The organism is Ralstonia sp. A12 (assembly GCF_000801955.1).
In the GTDB taxonomy this organism is placed as follows: domain Bacteria; phylum Pseudomonadota; class Gammaproteobacteria; order Burkholderiales; family Burkholderiaceae; genus Ralstonia.
This window is the reverse complement of record NZ_JSZO01000001.1, coordinates 412,166-431,902: the sequence shown is the minus strand read 5'-3', so window position 1 is coordinate 431,902 and position 19,737 is coordinate 412,166. Positions and strand designations below refer to the sequence as shown.

Sequence of the window (19,737 nt, the reverse complement as noted above, 5' to 3'; positions counted from 1 at the left end):
GGACACAAGATCATGAGCGACTTCATTTCCGAGTTCTGGGGGTATTACATCTCGGCGATTGCCCTGGTGGGCATCGTCTGGTGCGTGTGGCTGCTGTTCTCGCAGCGGCGCATCACGATTGCGCCGGGGCAGAACGCCGGTGACGACACCGGCCACGTGTGGGACGGCGACCTGCGCGAGTTGAACAATCCGCTGCCGCGCTGGTGGATGTGGATGTTCCTGCTGTCGTGCATCTTTGCGCTGGCGTACCTGATCCTGTATCCGGGGCTGGGTGCGTATGGCGGCGTGCTGGGCTTTTCCACGCGCGGCGAGCTGGCCTCGCAGCGTGCCGCAGCCGAAGCGAAGGTGCGCCCGCTCTATGCGCGCTACGCCAGCATGGACATCAAGCAGATCGCCGCTGACCCGCAGGCACACGAGATCGGCCAGCGCCTGTTCCTGAACAACTGCGCGCAATGCCACGGCTCGGACGCGGGCGGCTCCAAGGGCTTCCCGAACCTGACCGACAACGACTGGCTGTATGGCGGTGACCCGGAAACGATCCTCACCACCATTACCAAGGGCCGCCATGGCGTCATGCCGTCGCTGGCAGCGGTGGTGGATGCCAACCAGGCCGCCAACGTTGCCAACTACGTGCGTTCGCTGTCGGGCCTGGCCTATGACCCGATCAAGGCTGCACGTGGTGAGCCGACCTTCAAGTCGGTCTGCGCGGCCTGCCACATGGCCACCGGCAAGGGCAATCAAGCGCTTGGTGCGCCCAATCTGACCGACCGCGTCTGGCTGTACGGCAGCTCCGAGGCGACCATCGTCGAGACCATCCTCAAGGGCCGCGACAACACCATGCCGGCGCACGAGAACCTCCTGTCGCCGGAGAAGATCCGCATGCTGGCGGCCTATGTGTGGGGGCTGTCGAACAACAACACGAGCGCCCAGCAATGAGCGAACACGAACCCGCCTGGCGCCCCATGACGTCCGCCGCAGCAACGGCGGGCGCAGACGACGCGCCCACCGAACAGGCACTCTACGAAGTCCGGCGCAAGATTTATCCGCGCTCCGTTACGGGGGCGTTTGCGCGCTGGCGCGTGTGGATGGTGCTGGCCACGCAGGCCATCTTCTATGGCTTGCCTTGGTTTGAATGGAATGGGCGTCAAGCGGTGCTGTTCGACCTGGGGGCACGCAAGTTCTATCTGTTCGGGCTGGTGCTGTGGCCGCAGGACGTGATCTATCTGACGTTGCTGCTGGTGCTGTCTGCACTGGGGCTGTTTTTGTTCACGGCAGTGGCGGGGCGGCTCTTTTGCGGCTATGCGTGTCCGCAGACGGTCTACACCGAAATCTTCATGTGGATCGAGCGGCATATCGAAGGTGACCGTTTCGCGCGTATCCGCCTTGATGGCGAACGTTGGAGCCTGCGCAAGCTGCGCCTGAAGGCCGCCAAGCACTCAGCCTGGGTGGTGATCGCGTTGTGGACGGGCTTTACGTTCGTCGGGTTCTTCACACCGATCCGCGACCTCGGCATGGAGACGTGGACGCTGTCGCTCGGGCCGTGGCAAACCTTCTGGATGCTGTTCTACGCGTTCGCCACCTGGGGCAATGCCGGCTTCCTGCGCGAGCAGGTGTGCCTCTACATGTGCCCGTACGCCCGCTTTCAGAGCGTGATGGTTGACCCCGACACCTACGTCGTCACCTATGACACGCAACGCGGTGAGCCGCGCGGCAGCCGCTCGCGCAGCGCAGACTTCGCAGCGCAGGGGCTCGGTTCCTGTGTGGACTGCAGCATCTGCGTGCAGGTGTGCCCGACCGGCATCGACATCCGCCAGGGCCTGCAGTACGAGTGCATCGGTTGCGGCGCCTGTATTGATGCGTGCGACCAGGTGATGGACAAGATGCGCTACCCGCGCGGCCTGATCCGTTACACGTCCGAGCGTGCGATGCACGACCGGCTCAGCTCGAAGGAAGCGCGTCGGCATCTGCTGCGTCCGCGCGTGCTGATCTATACCGGGATCATGCTGGTGCTTATCACTGGCTTCATCGTTGCGCTGACGATGCGCCAGCCGCTCAAGGTGGATGTGATTCGGGATCGCGGCGCACTGGCGCGCGAAGTCGACGGCGGCAAGATCGAGAACGTCTATCGACTGCAACTGATGAACGCGTCCGAGCAACCCCTGCGCGTGACCATCACCGCCGAAGGGCTGCCGCAACTGGACGTGCAGGGCGGTCGTGGTGAATCGACCACGCTCGAGCTCGCGCCGGCGGCCAACCGCCTGGTGCCGATCCGCGTGCGCCGTCCGGCAGATGATGTGGCAGCCGGCTCGCACAAAATCCAGTTTGTGATCCAGGCAGACAGCGGCAGCGACAGCCTCGTGCTGCGCGAGCCATCGAGTTTCATCGTGCCGCGCTGATGCGGCCTCTAAAACAGGAGACACAGATGCAGACAATGCGATCCTCCGCTCCGGCCCGGCCTTGGTGGCGCGAGCCTTGGCCGTGGCTGCTGATGGCCGGCCCCTTTGTCGCCATGATTGGGTGTGGTGTCACCATCTGGTTGGCCGTGTCGCATCCGGATCCCGCCATCCATGACAACGTCGTGCGGCGCGGCCTGGTCGTCGAGAAGACCGTCTCCGTGCCGGCCCACGCCGCTCACGGGGAGGTCCGATGAAGCGCCGCCTGCTGATGTGGATTCTCTGGCCCGCGTTTTTGTGCGCGGCGCTGGCCGAGTTGGTCGTGTTTGCGGTGGTGGATCCGGCGGACCTGCGCTTCTTCGGCGAGCAGATTGCCGTGTCGGCCGAGGCGGTCTACACGGTGTCGTTCTTTGTGTTCTGGCTGCTGTGCGGATTGTCGAGCGCACTCACGCTGTATGTGTCGCCGGGCATCGGCAAGCTGGAGGCGCATGAGCATCCGCTCGTATGAGCGGATGTCTTGGACGTGATGGAGAAGGGGGGCGGCTTAGTTGGCTTGGCCGCTCATCACCTGACGCAGGCCTGCCATGTCGATGAGCTTGACGTGGCGCTGGCGGATCTGGATGAGGCCGGCCTCAGCAAAGCGCGAGAACAGGCGGCTCACGGTTTCGAGCTTCAGGCCCAGGTAGCTGCCGAGTTCTTCGCGGCTCATGCGCAACACAAACTCGGTCGACGAGTACCCGCGCTGGGCTGAGCGCTTGGACAGGCTGAGCAGGAAGGCGGCAAGGCGTTCTTCGGCGCGCATCGAGCCGAGCGTCAGCAGCATCTGGTGATCCTGCGAGATCTCCTTGCTCATGATGCGCAGGAACTGATGTTGCAAAGATGGCAGCCGGCGCGAAAGCTGTTGCAGTTCGTCGTAACGCACCACGCAGACTTCGGTGTCTTCGAGCGCGGTGGCATCCGATACGTGGCACATGTCGCCAATGCCGTCGAGCCCGACGATCTCGCCGGGCAGGTGGAAACCGGTGATCTGGTGGCGGCCATCTTCCAGTGTCAGGTGCGTTTTGAGCGTGCCGAAGCGGATGCCGTACACGGCTTCAAGCGGCTCGCCGAGAGCGTAGAGCGTTTGACCTTTCTTGATGCGGATGCGCTCGGCAACCAACTCATCCATCTTGCGCACGTCTTCCGAATTCATGCCCACCGGCAGACAGATCTGGCCGAGTACGCAGGTGGAACAACGGGAAGCTTGGTCGGTGAGTGCGATTCGTGTGAGCACAGGGGGCGAGTGAATTTCGAGTAAGTGAAATGAGAAATTCTTGTGATGCAACCGCGGCCTATTATAACGGCGACCATGCTGATATCGGATTGTTCCGATAGTGTGAATCGCGTGAAATGCACGGAATTCCCGTCAGCAGACCAATAATTTTGGCCCATATCAAAAGAGCGTCAAAAAGATGAATGTTGCCGCGCTCGTGAGCGTATTTCTGATTGCGCTGCTTGGGGGTGTCCATTGCCTGGCAATGTGCAGCGGTATCGCATTGGCCGCTGAGCGTGGGCACGTGCAAGTGCGCATCGTCTCGCGTCGTAAATTGGCGTTCGAGCAGGCGGTCATGCATGCCGGGCGCATCAGTATGTACGCGGTTCTTGGGGCAATCATGGGTGCGCTTGGTGCGACGGTTTGGCGCCAGCAGTGGCTGCCGATTCAACGCGGCTTATTCGCATTTGCCAGTGCTTTGCTGCTGGCTTACGGCGTGCTGCTACTCGTGCGTACCACGGGTGATGCTTGGCGCAATCCTCGGTTAGAGCGCGTGCTTGGTCGGGTGGCCAGCGTGCTGTCGAAAATGGGGGCGCGATTGGGCGGAAATCTGCATCGCAGCCCACCATTGGTGCGGCGCTATGTCACGGGATTGGCATGGGGGCTCGTGCCTTGCGGCATGGTTTACGGAGCGCTGGCGGTGGCGTTGTTGGCGGGCAACGCGTCGTCGGGTGCAATTGTGATGCTGGCGTTTGGTGCGGGCACGCTGCCGAATCTGCTGATGATGTCCGGCTTGGCCGGCTGGTTGCGAGGGCTATCTCGCCGAAAGTGGGCGCGTGGCGCGGCGGGCGCCGCCATCGCCGCTTTTGGCGTTTGGGGGTTGGTGTGCGCCGCCTGGCTGCCGGAGATGCTCAACGCACACGGCTTCTGCCTGGTGCTGTAGCCGTTTGAAGCACCTGCGGGCCAGCGTCGGGCCGGGGGCGAGGGGTTAGGACATCTTCCCGGTTGCGGCACCGCAGGAAATTGCCCTACAATCAAACACAATTCGACTCGCCCACCGCGCAGATCAACAATCCCAAGCGCGGCGCCAAGCGACACCATCCAGCGCGAAAGCCACAAAAAAGGCCGCCCTGGACAGTCGATTCGGGCAGGGTGCCAGTCTTCGTTGGCAGCCGCCCGGTGCAGTATCCGTCCCCATGGCGGCGGAAGAAATTGCCCTTGTGGTGCCTGACCGGCACCGGATCAACTCGCTCCTCCGGCCCTTCTTGCGGGCACAGCCACTGCGTTTCGGTGCAAGGCCCAATTGGTCTAATTGGCCCTCGCGCGCCGGGCCCGGGCGGGCAACAGCATTCAGACATGCCGCGTGCGTCGCGGCGGGACGACAAACCTCAAGCGTGACGGCGACCTGCCGACCGCGAGCAATGACGAGCCGCTCAACCGAATGAATACCCAAGAGGCGAAGATCGTCCTCGAGACCGCGCTGATCTGCGCGCAGGATCCCTTGCGAGTCAATGACTTGCGCAAGCTCTTCGACGAAGATGTTTCCGCGGACACCATCCGCGTGCTGCTTGAAGAGCTGCGCCAGGACTGGCTCAACCGTGGTGTCGAACTGGTCGCGCTGGCTTCGGGCTGGCGCCTGCAGAGCCGCCCTGAGATGCGCGCGTATCTCGATCGCCTGCATCCGGAAAAGCCGCCCAAGTACTCGCGTGCAGTGATGGAAACGCTGGCAATCATTTCGTACCGCCAGCCGGTCACGCGCGGGGATATTGAAGATATCCGCGGCGTCACGGTCAACACGCAGGTCATCAAGCAGATCGAGGACCGCGGCTGGATCGAGGTGATTGGCCATCGCGATGTGCCGGGGCGCCCGGCGCTGTATGCCACCACCAAGCAGTTTCTGGACGATCTCGGGCTGCGTTCGCTGGACGAGCTGCCGCCGCTCGAAGATGCCCGTGCCCAGGCGCAGGCAAGCCTGTTGGAGCAAGGCGCAATCGAGTTTGAGGGCGGTGCGATCGCGGTGGAGGAGTTGACCGCGCTCGTCAACGATGCTCCGGCGGGTACGGAAGGCGAGGGCGCTGCGGCGTCCTCTGTCGAGGCAACCGAGCTGCCGGTGGTCGAGGTCGAGGCTGTTGCTGCGGAGGTCTCCCTGGAGACGGTTGTCGCTGTGCAAGAGGCTGCTTTGTCGGTCGCTGAGGTCGACGTGCGCCATGCCAGCGTGCCCGTAGCTGAGTCGGAAGCCAGCGAATTGCAATCGGAAGATCCGAACAAGACCGTGGCTGAGCCGTCAGCGGCTTCCACGAACGAACACTCGTAATGCCATGTCGGCCGACCAATCGGCGCATGGTCTGAACCACTTGAATTGAAAGACGTTGTGAGCACCCTGCCAGATTCCATGGATACACGTATGCCGGCTGACGCCGACGCTTCCGCACCCCGGCAAGAGGGCGCAGGCGATGGCGCTGAGTCGTCCGCGCCGCGCCGCAAAGGGCTGCGCCGGGGCCTGCGCAACTTGGTGGCGTCGCGCCGCCAGCAGCAGGATGGTCGCCCGGAGGGCGAGGCGCCGGCAGGCGAGGCCGCAGCTGATGCCGGGCAACCTGCCCAGCCGCGCAAGAGCCGTGCCCCGCGCGCCCGCAAGCCGAAAGAGGCCGCTGCAGGTGACGCGCCGGTGGTAGCGGAAGCCGCCGCGCCAGCCGAAGGTGCTCCGGCAGAAGGCCGGGGCGAACGCGGCGAGCGACGCGGCCCGCGTGGTCGGTTCGGCAAGAATCGTCGCCGTGAGGGCGAAGGCCAGCCGGCGGGCGAGCGTACCGAAAACACCGGTGGCAAGAGTGCCAATGCGGGTCGCGGCAAGGGCCAGAACCGTAACGGCAAGCCGCAGCAGGGCAAGGCAGGCGGCCAGGGCCGTAGCAATCAAGGCGGTAGGGGTGGCAAGGGTTCTGACGACGTCTTCCAGTACGTGATTTCCGGCGCGTACGACTCCGAAGTCGACACCGGTGGCGCGTCGCAGCCGAGCAAGGTGCGTGAGCTGACCGCCGAGGACGATGCGCCCAAGCTGCACAAGATCCTGGCCGATGCGGGCCTGGGCTCGCGCCGCGACATGGAAGACCTGATTCTGCAAGGCCGTGTCTCGGTGAACGGCCTGCCGGCGCACATTGGTCAGCGCATTCTCGCCACCGATCAGGTGCGCGTGAACGGCAAGCTGATTCAGCGCAAGCTACCCAACAAGCCGCCGCGCGTGTTGCTGTACCACAAGCCGGCCGGCGAAATCGTCAGCCAATCCGATCCGGATGGCCGTCCGACGGTATTCGACGCACTGCCGCGCATGAAGACCGGCAAATGGGTTGCCGTCGGCCGCCTGGACTTCAATACCGAAGGTCTGCTGATCTTCACGACGTCTGGTGACATCGCCAACCGCTTCATGCATCCGCGTTATGGCGTCGAGCGTGAATACGCGGTGCGTACGCTGGGCGAACTGGCCGAAACTGATCGCCAGAAGTTGCTCCACGGTATTCAGCTGCAAGACGGTGAGGCCAACTTCCTGCGCTGCGCCGACGGCGGCGGCGAGGGCGTCAACCATTGGTACCACGTTGCCCTGACCGAAGGCCGAAACCGCGAGGTGCGTCGGATGTTCGAGGCGGTCAACCTGACTGTGTCGCGCCTGATTCGTACGCGCTACGGCAGCTTTGTGCTGCCGCGCGGCCTGAAGCGTGGGCGCTGGCAGGAAGTGTCGGCAGAAGATGTGCGCACCTTGATGGGTACGCTGGGCATGAAGGTGCCGGCAGCGAGCTCGGGCGGTCAGCAGAGCAACCGCCAGGGCAACCGCCGTCGCGAAGCGCCGGTGCTGATGGGGCCGATGTCGTCGGGCTTTACCGGCGAGGCGAACTTCCAGTCGCGCGGCATGGGTGTCGAGAACGGCAATCGTGCAGCGCCTGCGCCGCGCCGCCAGGCCAATCCGCGCCAGCCGGACCCGATGCAGACCTCCATGGGCTACATCAATGTAGGTGGCCCGACCACGTTGACGGCCCGCACCCGTACGGGCGCTCGACCGGACGGCCGTAGTGGTGCTGGTGCGGGCGGTGGTATGCGTGACGGCAACCGCACGCCGGGCAACAAACGCCCGGGCAAGGGCGGCGGCGCGCCGAATGGCAACAAGGTGGGTAACAAAGCGCGCAGCGGCGGTGGTAACCGCGGCGGCAAGCGTTAAGCATGGTGGCGCTGTGTGCGGTATTCGTCGCAGCGCCCGATTTTGTGGTGCGTCCGGGGCAATTTTTGCGTTTTGCCTCGAGACGGATTACAATATGAGTCTAATCAAAAGTCATCCTGCAGAAGATGGGCGAATGATATGGGCGTTGCGCCCATTTTTTTTTGCTTCGGCAGGTTGGCAGTACCGGGAAGTTCTTCAGGAAAAACGTGCATCTGACTGATCTGATTGAGAAAACCCTCGCCGCCATGGGCTACGAGCTGGTGGAAGTGGAACGCGCGCCGGCTGGATTGCTGCGCGTGTATATCGATCAGGCGGAGAACGGCATCGTCATTGAAGATTGCGAGAAGGTGAGCCATCAGCTCACGCGCGTCTTCGAAGTCGAAAGCGTGAATTACGAACGGCTGGAAGTGTCGTCGCCTGGGCTGGATCGTCCGCTGCGCACGCTGTCCGATTTCACGCGTTTCGCGGGCCTCGAGGCCAAGGTGACGCTGCGTCTGCCGGTGGGCGGCCAGAAGAACTTCACGGGGATCATTCAGGCTCCAACGGGGGAGCCCGGCCAAGAACGGGTCGGCCTCGAGTTTGAGGGCAAGGAAGGCTCGGCACTGCTGGAATTCACGCTGTCGGAACTCGACCGCGCCCGGCTGGTGCCTGTGCTGGACTTCAAAGGAAATCGAAACAAAGGGAACAAGCAATGAGCCGCGAAGTTCTGTTGCTCGTCGATGCGCTTGCGCGCGAAAAAAACGTCGACAAGGATGTGGTGTTCGGGGCGCTGGAAGCCGCATTGGCTTCGGCGACCAAGAAGCGCTTTGAAGAAGACGTGGATGTGCGCGTGGCGATCGACCGTGAGTCGGGCGAGCACGAAACCTTCCGTCGCTGGTTGGTCGTTCCCGATGATGCCGGGCTGCAAGAGCCGGACAAGCAGATTCTGCTGTTCGAAGCCAAAGAGCAGGACGCCGACATCGACATCGACCAATTCATCGAAGAGCAGATCGAGTCGGTCGAGTTCGGCCGCATTGGCGCACAGGCTGCCAAGCAGGTGATCCTGCAGCGCATCCGCGACGCCGAGCGCGAGCAGATCCTGAACGACTACCTCGATCGCGGCGAAAAGATCATGACCGGCACGATCAAGCGTGCCGACAAGAAGGGTCTGATCGTCGAATCCGGCCGCGTGGAAGCGCTGCTGGCACGCGATCAGATGATCCCGAAGGAAAACCTGCGCACGGGCGATCGCGTCCGCGCATATATCCTGAACGTCGATCGCACCGCACGCGGCCCGCAGATTGAGCTCTCGCGCACGTGCCCCGAGTTCCTCATCAAGCTCTTCGAGAACGAAGTGCCGGAAATGGAACAGGGCCTGCTGGAGATCAAGGCGGCAGCGCGCGATCCGGGCGTGCGTGCGAAAATTGCGGTCGTGGCGCACGATAAGCGTATCGACCCGATCGGCACCTGCGTTGGCGTGCGTGGTACGCGCGTGACGGCAGTGCGTAACGAGGTTGGTGGCGAGGCCGTGGACATCGTGCTGTGGTCGGAAGATCCGGCGCAGTTCGTGATCGGCGCACTGGCACCGGCGCAAGTGCAGTCCATCGTCGTGGACGAAGAGAAGCACAGCATGGACGTGGTGGTTGACGACGAAAACCTCGCCGTCGCCATCGGCCGTAGCGGCCAGAACGTGCGTCTGGCATCGGAGTTGACCGGCTGGCAGATCAACATCATGACGCCGGCAGAGTCCGCGCAGAAGCAGGCGGAAGAAAGCTCCGTCGTTCGCCAGTTGTTCATGGCGAAGCTGGACGTGGACGAAGAGGTCGCCGACATCCTGATCGAAGAGGGCTTCAGCTCGCTCGAAGAAGTGGCGTATGTGCCGCTGCAGGAAATGCTGGAGATTGAGGCGTTCGACGAAGACACCGTCAACGAGCTGCGTAACCGCGCCCGTGACGTGCTGTTGACGATGGAGCTGGCAAAGGAAGAGAAGGTCGAGAAGGTGTCGCAAGACCTGCGCGACCTCGAGGGGCTGACCCCGGAGCTGATCGGCAAGCTGGCCGAGGGGAACATCCAGACGCGTGACGACTTGGCTGAGCTGGCCGTGGACGAACTGGTCGAGATGACTGGCGTTAACGAAGAACAGGCCAAGGCGCTGATCATGAAGGCGCGTGAACACTGGTTTTCGTGACGTTGCGACCCACATCGATCAACTGATCGTTTCTCGCAATCCTCACTAAAACCAAGCATCGAAAGGGTTTGAATGGCAAGCACAACAGTTGCCCAACTCGCAGGCGAATTGAACCGTAGCGCATCGGCGCTGCTGGACCAATTGCAAGCCGCGGGCGTGCAGAAGGCGACGCCGGAAGACGTCATCACCGAATCGGACAAGACCCGTCTGCTCGACTATCTCAAGCGAGCGCACGGCAATGCCGAGGATGGCGCGCGCAAGAAGATCACGATCACCAAGCGTGAAACCAGTGAGATCCGCCAAGCGGATGCCACCGGCAAGACGCGCACCGTGCAAGTGGAAGTCAAGAAGAAGCGCGTGCTGGTCAAGCGTGACGAGCCGAATGCGGCCCACTCGGAAGACGAAGGCGCACCTGCTGCGTCAGTGGTTGACGCCGAGGAAGTCGCACGCCGCGAGGAAGAGCAACGCCAGCAGGCGGAATTGCTGGCCCGCCAGGAAGCCGAGCTGAAGGCCCGCCAGGAAGCGATGGAGCGGGAGGAAGCCGAGCGCCGCGCCCGCCAGGAAGCCGCTGAAGCAGAGCAGAAGCGTCAGGCGGAACTCGCCGCCAAGAAGGCGGAAGAGGAAGCTGTGGCCGCTCGTGCTGCCGCAGAAGCTGCAGACGAAGCCCCGCGCCGCAAGGCCGAGGAAGACGCTGCACGCCTGGCCGCCGAGCGCGAAGCCGCGCAGAAGGCTGCCGACGAGGCTCGTGTTGCTGCTGACAAGATCAAGGCCGAGGAAGACGCCGCGCGCAAGCGCCGCGAAGCTGCCGAGGCCGAAGCCCGCGCCATCCGCGAAATGATGAGCGCCCCAGCCCGCGTGCTGAAGACGCCGGCCGAGCGTAAGGCTGAAGAGACGAAGAAGGCCGAGCAATCGGGTACGCTGCACAAGCCGGTCAAGCCGGCAGGCGAAGCGCGCCCGGCGGCGGCTGTCAAGAAGCCGGCCGCACCGGCACCTGCTGCAGCGGCACCGAGCTCGCCTTCCGGCGACAAGAAGGGTGGTCGCGGCAAGTCGGGCTGGCAAGACGATAACCGCGGTGGCAACAAACGCGGTGGTCTGAAGACGCGTGGCGATACCGGTGGCGGTGGCGATGGCTGGCGTGCCGGCTCCAGGGGCGGCCGCAACCGCCATGGTGACGACAACCGCAATGCCTTCCAGGCACCGACCGAACCGGTCGTGCGTGAAGTGCACGTGCCGGAAACCATCTCTGTGGCCGATCTGGCGCACAAGATGTCGGTCAAGGCCGCTGAAGTCATCAAGCAGATGATGAAGCTCGGCCAGATGGTCACGATCAACCAAGTGCTGGACCAAGAGACCGCGATGATCGTGGTCGAAGAAATGGGCCACCAGGCGGTCGCAGCCAAGCTGGACGATCCGGAAGCGATGCTGGTTGGGGACGTGCAGGAGCAAACCAACGCCGAAGCCGAAACCCGCCCGCCGGTCGTGACCGTGATGGGCCACGTCGACCACGGCAAGACCTCGCTGCTGGACTACATCCGTCGCGCCAAGGTGGCAGCGGGCGAAGCCGGCGGCATCACGCAGCACATCGGCGCATACCACGTCGAAACCGATCGCGGCGTCATCACCTTCCTGGACACCCCGGGTCACGAGGCCTTCACGGCCATGCGTGCTCGCGGTGCCAAGGCGACCGACATCGTGATTCTGGTGGTGGCTGCCGACGACGGCGTCATGCCGCAGACGAAGGAAGCCATTTCCCACGCGAAGGCAGCGGGTGTGCCTATCGTGGTGGCGATCACCAAGGTCGACAAGCCCGAAGCCAATCCAGACCGCGTCAAGCAGGAATTGGTGGCGGAGAGTGTGATCCCGGAAGAGTACGGCGGGGATGTGCCGTTCGTGCCTGTGTCCGCCAAGACGGGCGCCGGTATCGACAGCCTGCTGGAAAACGTACTGCTGCAGGCTGAAGTGCTGGAGCTGAAGGCGCCGATCAACGCGCCGGCCAAGGGTCTGGTGGTGGAAGCTCAGCTTGACAAGGGCAAGGGCCCGATCGCTACGGTGCTGGTGCAGAGCGGTACGCTCAAGCGCGGTGACGTGGTGCTCGCTGGCACGGCTTATGGTCGTGTGCGCGCCATGCTGGACGAAGATGGCAAGCCGGCGAAGGAAGCCGGCCCGTCGATCCCGGTGGAAATCCAGGGTCTGTCGGAAGTGCCGGGTGCCGGCGAAGAAGTTCTGGTGCTGCCGGACGAGCGCAAGGCGCGCGAAATCGCGCTGTTCCGCCAAGGCAAGTTCCGCGATGTGAAGCTGGCACGCCAGCAGGCTGCCAAGCTGGAAAACATGCTGGAGCAGATGAGCGAAGGCGACGTGAAGTCGCTGCCGCTGATCATCAAGGCGGACGTGCAAGGTTCGCAGGAAGCGCTGGTGCACTCGCTCAAGAAGCTGTCGACCGACGAGGTGCGTGTGCAGGTTGTGCATGCCGCCGTGGGTGGCATCACCGAGTCGGACGTCAACCTGGCAACCGCGTCGAAGGCTGTCATCATCGGCTTCAACACGCGTGCCGATGCGGGTGCGCGCAAGTTGGCCGAGCACAACGGCATCGACATCCGCTACTACAACATCATCTATGACGCTGTGGATGAGGTGAAGGCGGCGATGTCGGGCATGCTGTCGCCGGAAAAGCGCGAAGAGACCACGGGTACCGTCGAGGTACGCCAAGTCTTCCACGTGCCGAAGGTTGGCGCGGTGGCCGGTTGTATGGTGCTGGACGGCTTCGTCAAGCGCAACTCGCTGGTGCGGGTGCTGCGCGACAACGTGGTCATCTTCTCGGGCGAGCTGGATTCGCTCAAGCGCTTCAAGGACGACGTGAAGGAAGTGAAGCAAGGCTTCGAATGCGGCCTGTCGATCAAGAACTTCAACGACGTCAAGGAAGGCGATCACCTCGAGATCTACGAGATCACCGAGGTGGCGCGTACGCTGTAATACGTTGGCCGGACGCTGCGGTGTCCGGCTCGACTTTGCGACGGTGGCCCGGGCGCGTCCCGCGCCACCGTTTTGTCTTTTTGGGGCTGCTGGCGTGTGCCGGCGGCGCCGTATGGGGAACACGCTATGCCGAAAAAATCGGGATCGGCCGCCGGCCGCAACCTGCGCATCGCCGACCAGATCCAGCGCGATCTGGCCGAGCTGATCCAGCGCGAAATCAAGAACCCGGCGATGGGCCTGGTGACGCTGCAATCCGTGACGCTCACGCCAGACTACGCGCACGCCAAGATCTACTTCACGGTGCTGGGCGCCGAGGCGGAAGTCGCCGCCGCCATCCTGAACGAGAAGGCCGGCTATCTGCACTCGCTGCTGTTCAAGCGCCTGCACATCCACACCGTGCCGACGCTGCACTTCCACTTTGACGGTTCACTCGAACGCGGCATCGAGATGTCGCGCCTGATCGACGAAGCCAACGCCACGCGCGCCAAAGACGACTGACGATGGCAGAGCAACACACGCCCAAGCCGCAGAAACCGCCGCGCCGTGATGTGCATGGCGTGCTGCTGCTGGACAAGCCGATCGGCTGGTCGAGCAACGATGCGCTGATGCGCACCAAGCGACTGCTTTGGGCGAAGAAGGCCGGGCACACCGGTACGCTCGATCCGCTGGCAACGGGGCTGCTACCGCTGTGTTTTGGCGAGGCGACCAAGTTCTCACAGGATTTGCTCGACGCGGACAAGACGTACAAGACCATCGTGCGTCTGGGCATCAAGACGAGCACCGCAGACGCCGAAGGCGAGGTGCTGAGTGAGCGGCCGGTGTCGGTCACGCTCGCGCAGGTGCAGGCCGCCGTCGATCGCTTTGTCGGCGAAATCGACCAGGTGCCGCCGATGCACTCCGCGTTGAAGAAAGACGGCAAGCCGCTGTACGAATACGCCCGTGCCGGGCAGACGGTGGAGCGCGCCGCGCGCCGTGTGACGATTCACGCCATCGATGTGTTGGCGACGGATCTGGAGTCCGCCACGCCGACCATTACGCTGCGCGTGGCATGCAGCAAGGGCACGTATATCCGTACGCTGGGCGAGGATATTGGTGAGGCGCTGGGTTGTGGTGGGCATCTGGTCGCACTGCGCCGTACGCAAGTTGGCAATCTGACGCTGGAGGGGGCGGTGACGCTTGAAGCGTTGGAAGCCGTGCCGGAAGATCGGCGCGCGCCAATGCTGGCGCCTGTGGACGCGCTGCTGCAAACACTGCCGCGCGTGGAGCTGGATGCCGAAGATAGCCGTCGTTTCCTGCACGGTCAGCGCTTGCCACTACGACTGGCGTTGCCGAACGCTGAGCAGGTCCGTGTCTATGGCGTACGCGGTGATGTCGCCATCTCGTTGCTCGGCGTGGCCGTTTGGCGCGAAGGGGCCTTGAGGCCCGAGCGTCTCGTTCACCTCTGAGCTGCTGTTCTCGGCGGACAAGAAAAAGCCCGGTCGATTGGCCGGGCTTTTTGTTTGGGCGACGTTTCCGTCAGTGTGCGCCGGCTGCTGCTTCTGCACCACCGGCCGACTTCGCCGGCTTGGTCAGCCAGATGAAGCCGATCAGCCCGATGAACAGCACCGCCGAAATCCAGAAGATATCGTTGGCGCCGAGCATCGCGGCCTGCTGCGAGATCGTACGCTCGATCACGCCATTGGCCTGCAGGTTGGGCATGCCCAGTTGCGTGTACTGGTTGATCGACGACGTGTAGGCCGGGTTGTACGCGTTCGCATGCTCGACCAGCTGCGCGTGGTGCAGGGCAGAGCGGTTGTCCCAGATCGTGGTCGAGATCGACGCACCGATACCGCCGAACATGATCCGCACGAAGTTCGACAGGCCCGATGCCGCCGGAATTCGCTCGGGCGACAGGCCAGACAGGATGATCGACGTGAGTGGGATGAAGAACATCGCCATGGCTGCGCCCTGGATCAGCGTCGGGATCAGCAGCGTCCACGTATCGATCTGCGTGGTGAAGTGCGAGCGCATCCAGAACACCAGGGCGAACGTCAGGAACGCTGTCGTGGCTACCCAGCGCGCATCCATCTTCGGCAGATTCTTGCCGATGACGGGCGAGAGGATGATGGCGAAGATGCCAACCGGTGCCATGATCAGGCCCGCGTCCGTGGCGGTATAGCCGACGATGGTCTGCAGCCACAGCGGCAGGATCACCAGGTTGCCGAAGAACAGCCCGTACGCCACCGAGATGGCCACCACCCCAGCGCTGAAGTTGCGCCCCTTGAACAAGGTCAGATCCACCACCGGGTGGTCTTCAGTCAGCTCCCAGATTAAGAAGAAGGCGAAGCCCACGATGGCGACGACGGTCAGCACGACGATCTCTGTCGAATTGAACCAGTCGAGTTCCTTGCCGCGGTCCAGCATCAACTGCAGCGAGCCGACCCAGAGCACGAGCAATGCCAGGCCAATTTTGTCGATCGGCAGCGAACGCGTTTGCGATTCACGATCCTTGTAGATGACCCACGTTGCATACGCAGCCAGAATGCCCACCGGGATATTGATGTAGAAGATCCACGGCCAGCTCATGTTGTCTGAGATCCAGCCACCGAGGATGGGGCCCATCACCGGCGCAACGAGCGTGGTCATACCCCATAGCGCCAGGGCCATGGAACTCTTGGCGGGTGGATACGTAGACAGCAACAGCGCTTGCGACAGCGGAATCATCGGGCCGGCCACCGCGCCCTGAATGATCCGCGCCGTAATCAGCATGCCCATGTTGGGCGCCAGCCCGCACGCCCAAGACGACAGCACGAACAGGATGATCGACGTGATGAACAGGCGCACCTGTCCGAAGCGCTGCGTCAGCCACCCCGTGAGCGGCACCGAGATGGCGTTGGCCACCGCAAACGAGGTGATGACCCACGTGCCCTGGTTCGGCGCCACGCCCAGGTCGCCCGAAATGGCCGGGATCGACACGTTGGCAATGGACGAATCCAGCACGTTCATGAAGGTAGCCAGCGACAGCGCCACCGTACCGATCGCCAGTTTGGCGCCGGTCAGTGGTTGTGGCGGCTTGGGCGCGGCGGTTGCCATGCGTGTCAGACCTTGGGTGCGGGTTGCGATGCGGGCGCGGCGGCAGGGGCAACAGCGCCGGCTGCTGCCGGTGCCGCAGCGGCTGCGCGGCCACCGTTGGTAGCGATGATGCTGGCGATGACCTGATCGGCGTCCTTGCCGGCCTGGTCGTACACGTTGGTCTCCAGCGGTGATGCGGCCGGCGTGGAGGCCAGGCTCTGGCCGCCTTCGTCATGGATGTCGACCTTGGCGATCATCGACAGGCCCACGCGCAGCGGGTGGTCCTTCAGTTCCTTCGGGTCGAGCGACACGCGCACCGGCAGGCGTTGCACCACCTTGATCCAGTTGCCCGTGGCGTTCTGTGCCGGCAGCAGCGAGAACGCCGAGCCCGTGCCTGCCGAGAAGCCGACCACCTTGCCGTGGTACGTCACGCTGCTGCCGTACACGTCGGCTTCCAACTCAACCGGTTGGCCCACGCGCATGTGGCGCACCTGCACTTCCTTGAAGTTGGCATCGACCCAGAGTTGGTCCAGCGGCACGATGGCCATGAGCGGCGTGCCCGGCGCAACGCGCTGGCCAACCTGCACCGAGCGCTTGGCCACATAGCCCGTCACCGAAGCCGGCAGGCTCGTACGTGCATAGGCCAGATAGGCTTCACGCACCTTGGCGGCGGCCTGCAGCACGTTCGGGTGACGTTCCAGCGTCGTCTGCTCGGTCAGCACGCGGTTGCCTTGCAGTTGTTCCTTGGCGGTTTCAACGGCGGCCTCGGCGGCTTGCAGGGCAGTCTGTGCGTGCGAGATTTCTTCCTGCGACACGGCACCCGTGCCGGCAATCTGCTTGCGGCGCGCGAGGTCGTCCTTCGCCTTGGCGAGATCCGACTGCCGCTGTGCCAGCGCAGACGAATAGGCACTGGTGTTCGAGTACAGCGTGCGCACCTGGCGCACGGTCTGCGCGAGCGCGGCCTCAGACTGCTCCAGCGCGACGCGCGCATCGGCGCGGTCCAGTTCGATCAGCGGTTGGCCCGAGGTGACGAGCTGTGTGTCGTCAGCGCGGATGGCCACCACGGTGCCGGCCACCTGCGGCGTCACCTGAACCACGTTGCCTTGCACGTACGCATCGTCGGTGGACTCGAACCAGCGGCCATACAGGCCCCAGTAGAGGCCGTAGCCGACGCCGGCGACCACCAGTGCGGCAGCCAGCGTGGTCAGCATGCGCTTGCGTTTTCCGTTGCCATTGCCGTTCGGGGCGGCCGCTGCAGGCGCGGGGGCTGCGGACGGGGCGGCGGCTTGGGGCTTGTTGTCACTCATGATGTTGGCTCGAAAGAATGCGTTGGAACGGTCGGTTCAATTCAAATCAGCTATGCGACGGGGCCAGTTGCGCCGCCTCGCCGGTCGTCGGGTGTTCGCGCTTGGCGCCGGGCAGTTCTTCTGTCGTGTAGCCGCCGCCGAGTGCCTTGATCAACGCCATCTGCACATCCAGGCGACGCGCTTGCAGGTCGGTGGCGAGCTTGCGTTGCTGCAGCACCGTGGTCTCGGCATTCAGCACGGTGAGCTGCGTGCCCAGACCGGCGCCATAACGCGTGCGGGCCAGGCTGTACGAGCGCTCAGCTTCCGTCAGGGCGGTGCGCTGAATGGTGATCTGCGTATCGATGCTGTGCAGCGCGGTGATCTGGTCAGCCGTGTCATGCAGGGCTTCGGTCAGCGTCTGGTTGTAGCTGGCGACGGCCGCGTCATAGGTGGCGTACTTGCCGCGCAGGTTGGCGCGCAGCTTGCCGCCCTGGAAGATCGGCAGCTTCAGCGCCGGGCCGATGCCAAGCTGGCGCGAATTACCGAGCAGCAGGTTCTCAGGGAGGATCGACGCCACGCCCAGGAACGCCGTCAGGCTGATGTCCGGCAAAAACTCCGCCTTGGCCACGTCGATGTCTTTGGACGCGGCCTCGACACGCCAGCGCGCGGCCACAAGGTCCGGGCGACGGCCGATCAGGTCGATGGTCAGGTTGTTCGGTAGCTTGGGCGTGGTCTGTGCCAGCAGCGTTGGGCGGGTAATCGACAGGCCGCGGTCCGGGCCCTTGCCGAGCAGCGCAGCCAACTGGTCGCGTGCGAGTGCGATCTGCTCGTCGACTTGTTCCAGCTCGGTTTGCGCTGCGGCCACATTGGCGCGCGCTTGCGTGGTCTCGACCTGCGTATCCAGGCCGGCACGCAGGCGTTGGCCGGCGAGGTTGGTCAGGTCCTTGCGCTGGTCGATGGTGCGCTGGGCCACGTCGCGTTGGGCGTACAGCGCCGCCAGCTTGGCGTAGGTGCGTGCCACCGAGGTCGAGAGCATCAGCCGGGCGGCCTGGCTTTCAGCTTCCATCGCCTTGTCGTCAGACAGCGCGGCTTCCAGCGCGGAGCGGTTCTTGCCCCAGAAGTCCAGGTCGTAGCTCACGCCCAGCTGGATCTTCGATTCGGTGAACCAGTTGCCGCCCAGCGGCGTGCCTTCAAACAGGTCATACGAGGAAAGGCGCTGGCGCGTCATCTCGGCATCCAGGCCCACGCTCGGGTACAGGTTGCCGCGCACCACATCAGCCATCGCGCGCGACGCACGCACGCGGGCGAAAGCGACTTGCAGGTTGGGGTTGTCCTTGATCGCCTCGTCGACCAGCGCGTGCAGTTGCGGGTCGTTGAACTGGTCGACCCAGTTCATCGTCGGCCACTGGCCACCCTGCGAGGGCAGCGTTTGCGCGCTGGCCAGCTGCCCCGGTTGGGTCAGCGTCTGCGTGCTGTGCGAGTTGCCGAGGTTGGCGCAGCCGGCCAGCACGGCGAGCGTGACGGCGGAAAGCGCCAGCCCCAGGCGCGCTGGCCATTGCGCCCGCGTGTTGCCCGTGTGGCCGCGGGAGCCAAGTGCCTGGGAGGCGGAGTTCGAGGCGTTCATGTTGTTTGAGGTATCAGGCGATCGGGAGAGCGAAAAACGTTTGGTGCAATTCGGGCAGGTCGGCGTCAGTGATCAGCTGTGCGTAGGCGGTTGCCTTCGGTGGCGGCGCCGTTGTCGAGAATGCGCTTGAGAAGGCCGCGCAGTGTGTCAACGTCGGCGTGCGTGAAATCGGCAAAGAAGCGATTCAGCACATGGGTATAGATGGCCGGCATGCGGTCGGCCAGTTCGCGGCCGGCTGCGGTCAACTCCAGGTGCACGACGCGGCGGTCGGATTCACTACGCACGCGCTCGATCAGGCCGCGCTTTTCCATGCGGCTCAGCATGCGGGTCAGCGAGCCGATGTCGGTATTCAGTTCGCGGCCGAGGTCGGTGGCGGTCTGGCAGCGGCCGTTGGCGAGCAGCACCAGGCAGCTGGCCTGGGAATGCGTCACGTCCATCTGCGCGACTTCCTGCTCGATTGCCATGGACAGCGCCGTCTTGGCGCGCCCGACGAGGTAGCCCACGCTTTCGCACATGCGGTAGTCCTCCACCCGGAACAGGGCTCCGGTAGCTGCAACTTCGGTGGCGGGTCTTGTCTGTTCGGACATCTTATGTATGCACAATCATTGTCCGGACAAATATACGAATCTGCGCAGCAAACAGCAAGGTACTGAATGTGTGATTCCAGTTTTGGAAATAATGCGTGACTCATGGGTCGCTTTCGCAATATCCCTTCATAGATTCGTCAGGGTGTGTCATGTCTTGCGCATCGCAGCATGCTAGAATGTCAGGTTATTCCGCGAGCTGTTTTTGA

At 63.7% G+C, this 19,737-nt stretch carries 17 protein-coding genes; 12 read left to right on the top strand and 5 right to left on the bottom strand.

Annotated features, from left to right (window positions below; translation table 11 throughout):
- Positions 1-12 precede the first annotated feature (12 nt).
- From ccoP to PI87_RS01990, 4 genes are read left to right on the top strand one after another with little or no spacing between them, the layout of a single operon-like run.
- Positions 13-936, top strand: coding sequence for a cytochrome-c oxidase, cbb3-type subunit III (gene ccoP / locus PI87_RS02005; RefSeq protein ID WP_039595997.1), 924 nt, complete (start codon positions 13-15; stop codon positions 934-936).
- Positions 933-2,396 carry a cytochrome c oxidase accessory protein CcoG gene (gene ccoG / locus PI87_RS02000; protein WP_039595996.1) on the top strand — a complete coding sequence of 488 codons (1,464 nt, stop codon included), beginning with the start codon at positions 933-935 and terminating at the stop codon, positions 2,394-2,396. The genes ccoP and ccoG overlap by 4 nt, the downstream gene beginning before the upstream one ends.
- Positions 2,397-2,422: 26 nt before the next feature.
- Positions 2,423-2,650: a FixH family protein gene (locus PI87_RS01995; protein WP_039595995.1), complete on the top strand. Its 228-nt coding sequence runs from the start codon at positions 2,423-2,425 to the stop codon at positions 2,648-2,650.
- Complete coding sequence (locus PI87_RS01990; RefSeq protein ID WP_021194248.1) at positions 2,647-2,901, top strand: hypothetical protein; 255 nt, start codon at positions 2,647-2,649, stop codon at positions 2,899-2,901. The genes PI87_RS01995 and PI87_RS01990 overlap by 4 nt, the downstream gene beginning before the upstream one ends.
- Before the next feature lie 36 nt (positions 2,902-2,937).
- Here PI87_RS01990 and fnr read toward each other — a convergent pair whose 3' ends face one another.
- A complete protein-coding gene (gene fnr, locus PI87_RS01985) occupies positions 2,938-3,666 on the bottom strand; it encodes a fumarate/nitrate reduction transcriptional regulator Fnr (RefSeq protein ID WP_084209861.1) in 729 nt (242 codons plus the stop codon).
- A 178-nt stretch (positions 3,667-3,844) separates the two neighbouring features.
- Here fnr and PI87_RS01980 point away from each other — a divergent pair, with 178 nt between their 5' ends.
- The 8 genes from PI87_RS01980 to truB all read left to right on the top strand — a co-directional run bounded on the left by PI87_RS01980 (position 3,845) and on the right by truB (position 14,428).
- Complete coding sequence (locus PI87_RS01980; RefSeq protein WP_039595993.1) at positions 3,845-4,588, top strand: sulfite exporter TauE/SafE family protein; 744 nt, start codon at positions 3,845-3,847, stop codon at positions 4,586-4,588.
- Between the two features lie 498 nt (positions 4,589-5,086).
- Entirely contained in the window at positions 5,087-5,959 is an 873-nt protein-coding gene (gene scpB / locus PI87_RS01975; protein ID WP_039596433.1) for an SMC-Scp complex subunit ScpB, read from the top strand.
- Positions 5,960-6,049: 90 nt separating this feature from the next.
- Positions 6,050-7,846, top strand: coding sequence for a pseudouridine synthase (locus tag PI87_RS01970; RefSeq protein WP_039595992.1), 1,797 nt, complete (start codon positions 6,050-6,052; stop codon positions 7,844-7,846).
- Between the two features lie 206 nt (positions 7,847-8,052).
- On the top strand, positions 8,053-8,541 hold the full coding sequence (gene rimP / locus PI87_RS01965; protein ID WP_039595991.1) for a ribosome maturation factor RimP: 489 nt from the start codon (positions 8,053-8,055) through the stop codon (positions 8,539-8,541).
- Complete coding sequence (gene nusA / locus PI87_RS01960; RefSeq protein WP_039595990.1) at positions 8,538-10,013, top strand: transcription termination factor NusA; 1,476 nt, start codon at positions 8,538-8,540, stop codon at positions 10,011-10,013. Before rimP ends, nusA begins: the two co-directional genes overlap by 4 nt.
- A 72-nt stretch (positions 10,014-10,085) precedes the next feature.
- Positions 10,086-12,983 (top strand): translation initiation factor IF-2, encoded by a 2,898-nt coding sequence (gene infB, locus PI87_RS01955; protein ID WP_039595989.1) that lies wholly within the window; start codon positions 10,086-10,088, stop codon positions 12,981-12,983.
- Positions 12,984-13,109: 126 nt separating this feature from the next.
- Positions 13,110-13,481 carry a 30S ribosome-binding factor RbfA gene (gene rbfA / locus PI87_RS01950; protein WP_031329194.1) on the top strand — a complete coding sequence of 124 codons (372 nt, stop codon included), beginning with the start codon at positions 13,110-13,112 and terminating at the stop codon, positions 13,479-13,481.
- Between the two features lie 2 nt (positions 13,482-13,483).
- A complete protein-coding gene (gene truB / locus PI87_RS01945) occupies positions 13,484-14,428 on the top strand; it encodes a tRNA pseudouridine(55) synthase TruB (RefSeq protein WP_039595988.1) in 945 nt (314 codons plus the stop codon).
- A gap of 70 nt (positions 14,429-14,498) precedes the next feature.
- Here the strand turns inward: truB and PI87_RS01940 are convergent, their stop codons facing one another.
- The 4 genes from PI87_RS01940 to PI87_RS01925 form a co-directional block, all read right to left on the bottom strand.
- The gene (locus PI87_RS01940) at positions 14,499-16,055 is read right to left on the bottom strand and encodes a DHA2 family efflux MFS transporter permease subunit (protein WP_039595987.1); all 1,557 of its coding nucleotides are present in this window, start codon (positions 16,053-16,055) and stop codon (positions 14,499-14,501) included.
- A gap of 5 nt (positions 16,056-16,060) precedes the next feature.
- Entirely contained in the window at positions 16,061-17,341 is a 1,281-nt protein-coding gene (locus PI87_RS01935) for an HlyD family secretion protein (RefSeq protein WP_039595986.1), read from the bottom strand.
- Positions 17,342-17,387: 46 nt separating this feature from the next.
- Positions 17,388-18,944 (bottom strand): AdeC/AdeK/OprM family multidrug efflux complex outer membrane factor, encoded by a 1,557-nt coding sequence (locus PI87_RS01930; RefSeq protein ID WP_039595985.1) that lies wholly within the window; start codon positions 18,942-18,944, stop codon positions 17,388-17,390.
- A 65-nt stretch (positions 18,945-19,009) separates the two neighbouring features.
- Positions 19,010-19,531 (bottom strand): MarR family transcriptional regulator, encoded by a 522-nt coding sequence (locus PI87_RS01925; protein ID WP_198139498.1) that lies wholly within the window; start codon positions 19,529-19,531, stop codon positions 19,010-19,012.
- Positions 19,532-19,737: the final 206 nt, after the last annotated feature.

Bases quoted from the DNA above. Each gene is read 5' to 3' on its own strand.
- PI87_RS01940 (WP_039595987.1), bottom strand. From the start codon at position 16,055: ATGGCAACCGCCGCGCCCAAGCCGCCACAACCACTGACCGGCGCCAAA.
- PI87_RS01930 (WP_039595985.1), bottom strand. From the start codon at position 18,944: ATGAACGCCTCGAACTCCGCCTCCCAGGCACTTGGCTCCCGCGGCCAC.
- PI87_RS01980 (WP_039595993.1), top strand. From the start codon at position 3,845: ATGAATGTTGCCGCGCTCGTGAGCGTATTTCTGATTGCGCTGCTTGGG.
- PI87_RS01925 (WP_198139498.1), bottom strand. From the start codon at position 19,531: ATGTCCGAACAGACAAGACCCGCCACCGAAGTTGCAGCTACCGGAGCC.
- PI87_RS01970 (WP_039595992.1), top strand. From the start codon at position 6,050: ATGCCGGCTGACGCCGACGCTTCCGCACCCCGGCAAGAGGGCGCAGGC.
- truB (WP_039595988.1), top strand. From the start codon at position 13,484: ATGGCAGAGCAACACACGCCCAAGCCGCAGAAACCGCCGCGCCGTGAT.
- ccoP (WP_039595997.1), top strand. From the start codon at position 13: ATGAGCGACTTCATTTCCGAGTTCTGGGGGTATTACATCTCGGCGATT.
- ccoG (WP_039595996.1), top strand. From the start codon at position 933: ATGAGCGAACACGAACCCGCCTGGCGCCCCATGACGTCCGCCGCAGCA.
- scpB (WP_039596433.1), top strand. From the start codon at position 5,087: ATGAATACCCAAGAGGCGAAGATCGTCCTCGAGACCGCGCTGATCTGC.
- PI87_RS01935 (WP_039595986.1), bottom strand. From the start codon at position 17,341: ATGAGTGACAACAAGCCCCAAGCCGCCGCCCCGTCCGCAGCCCCCGCG.
- nusA (WP_039595990.1), top strand. From the start codon at position 8,538: ATGAGCCGCGAAGTTCTGTTGCTCGTCGATGCGCTTGCGCGCGAAAAA.
- infB (WP_039595989.1), top strand. From the start codon at position 10,086: ATGGCAAGCACAACAGTTGCCCAACTCGCAGGCGAATTGAACCGTAGC.
- PI87_RS01990 (WP_021194248.1), top strand. From the start codon at position 2,647: ATGAAGCGCCGCCTGCTGATGTGGATTCTCTGGCCCGCGTTTTTGTGC.
- PI87_RS01995 (WP_039595995.1), top strand. From the start codon at position 2,423: ATGCAGACAATGCGATCCTCCGCTCCGGCCCGGCCTTGGTGGCGCGAG.
- rbfA (WP_031329194.1), top strand. From the start codon at position 13,110: ATGCCGAAAAAATCGGGATCGGCCGCCGGCCGCAACCTGCGCATCGCC.